Source organism: Ruegeria sp. YTSA226 (genome assembly GCF_059609905.1).
In genome coordinates this window covers 88,849-95,034 of the sequence record NZ_JBXWMQ010000015.1, presented here as the reverse complement: position 1 = coordinate 95,034, position 6,186 = coordinate 88,849, and the positions used below count along the sequence as shown (strand labels likewise).

Sequence of the window (6,186 nt, the reverse complement as noted above, 5' to 3'; positions counted from 1 at the left end):
CATAATGGCTTCGATGAACCAGAAATCCTCCGTTGCTCAAACCCTAAATCTATCCGGTAGGTGCTGACGTCAGACAGGATCCTCACCGTCCTGAAGAAGGGCTTGAGCGTTGAGAGTGCCCATCTCAAGTTGCTTTACCGTCTGCCCTACAACACCCTGAACCCCGAGGTAGAGCGGCTGTTTGGCGCCAACATCTTCTCGGTCACACGGCAGGTACATTTCTCCAACGCCACGCCGATGGACTCGGTCGATATGGTGCTGTTCATCAACGGTCTGCCCATCGTGACCATGGAGTTAAAGCAGCCGTGGAAGGGCCAAAACGTCCATCACGCCCGCAAGCAGTACCAGGACCGGAACCACCGTGAGCCGCTGTTCGAATTTGGTCGCTGTCTGGTGCATTTCGCCGTGGATACCCATGATGTGTCGATGGCCACCAAGCTGGCAGGTAAGAGCACATTCTTCCTGCCGTTCAACAAAGGTGATGGCCACGGCAAGGGCAACCCGATCAACCCAACGGGCCACAAGACCGCATACCTTTGGGAAGAGGTGCTGGAGAAGCGATCCCTCACCAACATCATCGAGCACTTTGCTAAGATGGTGGAAGAAGAGAACAAGGAGACCGGCAAGAAGACCAAGACCCTCTTCTTCCCTCGTTACCACCAGTTGGACGTGGTGCGGCAGGTGCTGAACGATGTGAAATCCAATGGCGTTGGTCAGCGGTATCTGATCCAGCACTCTGCGGGATCGGGTAAGTCGAACTCCATCACCTGGCTCGGGTATCAGTTGATCGAGACCTATAATGCCGATGGCACTGCCAACATCTTCGATAGCGTGATTGTCGTCACAGACCGGCGGGTACTGGACAAGCAGTTGAAGGACAACATCCGGGCGTTCTCAGAGGTGAAGAACGTCGTCGCCCACGCCTACGACTCGGCTGAGTTGAAAAAAGCGCTAGAGAACGGCAAGAAGCTGATCATCACCACGATCCAGAAATTCCCTTGGATTTTAGATGGCATCGCCGATCTCTCCGACCGTAAGTTCGCGGTGATCATCGACGAGGCCCATTCCTCCCAATCCGGGAGTGCCGCTGACAAGATGAACGAAGCAATCAGCGGTGGTGGTGACGAGGAAGAGCCAGAAGACCTGCAAGACAAAATCCTGGTGGCCATGGCCCGCCGGAAGATGGGCAACAATGCCTCGTTTTTTGCCTTCACGGCTACACCTAAGAACACCACCCTGGAACGATTTGGTCGGCAGAACGCCGAGGGAAAGTTCGTACCGTTCCATCTGTATTCGATGAAGCAGGCAATTGAGGAACAGTTCATCCTCGATGTGCTGAAGAACTACACAACCTACAAGAGCTACTATGAGCTTCAGAAATCCATCGAGGACAACCCGGAGTTCAACACCAAGAAAGCCCAAGGGAAGCTGCGGGCCTATGTCGAGGCACATCCTGACACGATCAAGACCAAAGCTGCGATTATGCTCGACCACTTCCGCGACAACGTGGTTCGGCCCAAGAAGCTGAAGGGCAAGGCACGGGCCATGGTGGTCACCCGCAACATCGAGTCTGCCATTCGGTACTTCCTGGCGATCAGAGAGGCCCTGAATGCCGCAGGGAGCCCCTACAAGGCCGTGGTGGCCTTTACCGGCAAGAAGCTGGTGGATGGCGTGGAGCACACTGAGGACAGCCTGAACGGCTTCCCAGGCAACGATATCGCCAAAAAGTTCAAAGACGACGAGTACCGCATCCTTGTCGTGGCCAACAAGTTCCTGACGGGCTTTGATGAGCCGATGCTCACCACCATGTATGTGGACAAGAAATTGCAGGGCGTATTGGCGGTACAGGCCCTGTCACGGCTCAACCGGTCCAACAAAAAGCTGGGTAAGGAAGAGACCTTCATCCTCGATTTCCACAACACGGTTGAGGACATCAAGGATGCGTTCGATCCGTTCTACACCTCAACGGCCTTGAGCCAGCCGACCGACGTGAACGTCCTGCATGATCTGAAGGATCACCTTGATGACACGGGCATCTATGAGTGGGACGAAGTCGTTCAGTTCAATGAATTATTCTTTGAGGGTGTCGAGGCGGATCAGTTATCGCCGATCCTTGATACTGCGGCTGGCCGGTTTGATGAACTTGAAGATGACGAGAAGATCGACATCAAGATCAAGGCCAAACAGTTCGTGAAAATCTACGCCCAGGTGGCCTGCATCATCCCGTTTGAAAATGCGGACTGGGAGATGTTGCACTGGTTCCTGAAGTTCCTCATCCCTGAAATGAAGGTCAAAGACAAAGATCAGGATGAAATTGATGGTCTCATGGAGAGTGTCGATCTAACTACCTACGGTCTGGAACGGGTGAAGATTGGTCATACTATCGGCCTGGATGACTCTGGCAGTGAGATTGTTCCGCCAAATCCAAATCCCCGAGGTGGTCACGATGACCCAGAAAAAGACCCTTTAGACATGATCGTAGCCGCCTTCAACGAACGCTATTTCAATGGTTGGGATGCGACACCGGAGGAGCAAAGAATCAAGCTGATCAACATCCTCAACCACGCAATGAGCGACCCTGCATTTCAGAACAAGGTTGTATCCAACCCTGACGAACAAAACCGACGCATCGCCAGTGAAGCACTATTTGAAAAAGCAATGCGCAACGAACGTCGGCGAGAAATCGACCTTTACAAGAAGTACGCCTCAGATGACGATTTCAAATCAGGTCTTCACGAAGCTCTCATGCGCATGATGGAACAGGTTCTAAAGTCAGGAGACCACAGACCTGTAGGATAAACCTAGTGGTCTGTTGCGCTCACCAATGCGCAAAGCCCACCGGAAGCACACACCTGCAACTCTATCCTTGCTTTAAGTTTAGAACTCAAGGCTCACCCAATAGAAGAAATGGCGTCGGCATTATGCACTTCTGAGTTGAAATCGCGCAAACTAATGCGCAAATCATGCAAACTTATGGGGTTCGTGCAGGTTTGTGCGCGTCCCTACAAAAATTCAGAAGTCCAGATTTTCGACGCTCAGAGCATTTTTCTGTATAAATTCACGGCGCGGTTCCACGACATCGCCCATCAATTTAGTAAACAGGTCATCAGCTTCGAGCATATCATTCACCCGCACCTGCAACAGCGTCCGTGCATCCGGGTCCAACGTGGTTTCCCACAGCTGATCTGGGTTCATCTCGCCCAGTCCCTTATAGCGCTGCAGGGACAGGCCCTTTTCACCCTCTTCCAGAATGGCACGCAACAGATCCAGCGGACCGTGGATGGCCTGCGACCGGTCGCGGCGGATCAGGGTTGCGGATGTGTTATAGATTTCCTGCAGGCTTTGGGTAAAGCTGCCGGTCTTGCGCGCTTCGCCCGAGCGCAGCATCGGGCCGTCCAGCGTACGCACCTCTTCAACGCCGCGCAGAATACGAGCCAGGCGGATGCCGTGATCCTGCGTGATCCGACCCTGCCAGCCACGTTCGTATTCCAATGCGATCAGGTCAAGACGGGCTGCGACCTTGTCGGCCACGCCTTGCAGATCGGCATCAACCGCACCGGGGACAAAGGCACCGGCCACGGCGGCCTGTTCCAGAATGTGGCGCGGATAGTGCGTCGGGAATGCATCCAGAACGCGTTTCAGCTGGCGCGCTTCGTCAACCACGCGCGCCAAGTCCTGGCCGGACAATTCCTCGCCCGAACCCAGTTTCAGCACCGCACCCTCGACGCCCTGATTGATCAGGTAGTCATCCAATGCCGCCTGATCTTTCAGATACACCTCGGACTTACCGCGCGCGACCTTATAAAGCGGCGGCTGCGCGATATACAGGTATCCGCCCTCGATCAGCTCTGGCATCTGCCGGAAGAAGAAGGTCAACAACAGCGTCCGGATATGTGCACCATCCACATCCGCATCCGTCATGATAACGATCTTGTGGTAGCGCAGCTTTTCGATATTGAACTCATCGCGGCCAATGCCCGTGCCCAGCGCCATTACCAGATTGCCGATTTCCTGGCTCGACAGCATCCGGTCGAACCGTGCACGCTCCACGTTCAGGATTTTCCCACGCAGCGGCAACACGGCCTGTGTCAAACGATCCCGCCCCGTCTGAGCCGAGCCACCAGCCGAGTCCCCCTCGACCAGGAAAACTTCGGTCTTTGACGGGTCCTTCTCGGAACAATCCTTCAGCTTGCCGGCCAGATAGTTCACATCCATCGCCGTTTTGCGGCGGGTCAGTTCACGGGCTTTTCGTGCGGCTTCACGGGCCAGAGCAGCCTCGATGATTTTGCCCACGATGATTTTGGCTTCATTTGGGTTTTCCTCAAACCATTCAGCCAGCTTCTCGTTCACCATCCCTTCGACCGCCGGGCGGACCTCGGAACTGACCAGCTTGTCTTTGGTCTGTGAGGAAAACTTTGGATCCGGTACTTTGACCGACAACACGCAGGTCAGGCCCTCGCGCGCGTCATCGCCCGTAAAGCTGACCTTTTCCCTTTTTGCAATGCCGCTGGATTGGGCATAGTTGTTGATCGTGCGGGTCAGCGCACCCCGGAAACCCGCAATATGAGTACCGCCATCGCGCTGAGGGATGTTGTTAGTAAAGGGAAGAACTGACTCGTGATAGCTGTCATTCCACCACATCGCGATTTCGACACCGATATCGTCCCGCTCACCCTTGATATAGATCGGCTCGGGCATGGCAGACGACTTTGATCGATCGAGGTATTTGACGAATTCCTTCACGCCGCCCTCATAAAACAGCTCAGTTTCCAGCCGTTCTGCGGGGCGTTCGTCGACCAGGATGATCCGCACACCCGAATTCAGGAAGGCAAGCTCGCGCAGGCGCTTTTCCAGCGTCTCGAACGAGTATTCGAGGTTCGAGAACGTATCGGTCGAGGCCAGAAAGCGCACCTCGGTCCCCGTACGGTCGCCACATTCGCCGACCACTTTCAGATGCTCGACGGTTTCGCCCCCTTCGAACCGGGCGACATGTTCTTTTCCGTTGCGCCAGACGCGCAGTTCCAACCAGTTGGACAGCGCATTCACAACCGAAACGCCCACGCCGTGCAGACCACCAGACACTTTGTACGAGTTGCTGTCGAACTTACCGCCCGCATGCAGCTGGGTCATGATGACCTCGGCGGCGGACACGCCTTCTTCGTGATGGATATCCACCGGAATTCCGCGACCGTTGTCGCTGACTGAGACGCTGGAATCGGCGTGAATTTTCACTGTCACATGGTCGGCATGACCGGCCAGAGCTTCGTCAATTCCGTTGTCGACAACCTCATACACCATATGGTGCAGACCCGAGCCATCATCGGTGTCGCCGATATACATGCCTGGGCGCTTTCGAACTGCCTCTAAGCCTTTGAGAACCTTGATTGAATCCGCGCCGTATTCTTGCGGTGCCTGTGCGTCTTCGGACATGCCGTTAGTACCTATATTATTTTGGTAACTTATACGTTCTCTGGTGGGGAATGTCACGCGATCCCCCAATATTTTGTGCCAGAGTTTGGATTTTCAGCCGATCAAAGCTGATCGAGGTCTGCGGCGATATCTGCGGCGATTTCCTTGGCGTCGACGTCTCTGCGTTCAGCGGACAATCGCAGGCCCAACAGGTCGGATTGATAGCGCGCCGCAAGCCGCTCTGGATCGTGGTCAGGACCGATCTCTCGGGCCTGTTGCGCCTGCCTAAACAGCGTTGCAAAACATTGCTTCATCTCAGCCATATGCCGGCTGGCTTTCTGCGCTAGCTGGTGATCCCTTGCCTGCAATTCGGCAAAGGTCTTGGCGAGCATACAGGCCTGCACCGGCGTTTGGCTGGAATCGATCACAATCTGCGGCTGCGTCTTTAACGCGGCCAGCGGCCCGATGTCTTCTGCCAGCGCTGTCAGCCGCGCTACACCGTCCTGCGTGTAACGTTCCAGCGCCATCGCATAAAGCGCGTCTTTTGACCCAAAGGCCGCATAGAAACTGCCTGGCTTCAACTTCAGCTCGCGCTCCAGATCCTTCAACGACGTCCCGGCCCAGCCATGGCGCCAGAATATGTCGCGGGCCTGCGCGATCAGCGCGTCTCGGTCATAGGCAGGTTTGCGGGGCATCGACATCACCAATTCTTGAACGGTCACTCAAATATATACTTGAGTGATCGCTCAAGAAAGACTATTTCCGACTCAGACATCA

General features: G+C 55.0%; 3 protein-coding genes. 1 reads left to right on the top strand and 2 read right to left on the bottom strand.

The window, feature by feature from the left end; translation table 11 throughout:
• The first annotated feature begins 60 nt into the window (after positions 1 to 60).
• A complete protein-coding gene (locus tag AC2FFF_RS16420; protein ID WP_496882996.1) occupies positions 61 to 2,799 on the top strand; it encodes a type I restriction endonuclease subunit R in 2,739 nt (912 codons plus the stop codon).
• Between the two features lie 213 nt (positions 2,800 to 3,012).
• Here the strand turns inward: AC2FFF_RS16420 and gyrB are convergent, their stop codons facing one another.
• On the bottom strand, positions 3,013 to 5,430 hold the full coding sequence (gene gyrB / locus AC2FFF_RS16415; protein ID WP_142638216.1) for a DNA topoisomerase (ATP-hydrolyzing) subunit B: 2,418 nt from the start codon (positions 5,428 to 5,430) through the stop codon (positions 3,013 to 3,015).
• 101 nt (positions 5,431 to 5,531) lie between these two features.
• The gene (locus AC2FFF_RS16410; RefSeq protein WP_281973600.1) at positions 5,532 to 6,104 is read right to left on the bottom strand and encodes a TetR/AcrR family transcriptional regulator; all 573 of its coding nucleotides are present in this window, start codon (positions 6,102 to 6,104) and stop codon (positions 5,532 to 5,534) included.
• Positions 6,105 to 6,186 lie beyond the last annotated feature (82 nt).

What these genes read in the sequence shown, in the direction of transcription:
- gyrB (WP_142638216.1), bottom strand. Translation starts at nt 5,430, where the DNA reads ATGTCCGAAGACGCACAGGCACCGCAAGAATACGGCGCGGATTCAATC.
- AC2FFF_RS16410 (WP_281973600.1), bottom strand. Translation starts at nt 6,104, where the DNA reads ATGCCCCGCAAACCTGCCTATGACCGAGACGCGCTGATCGCGCAGGCC.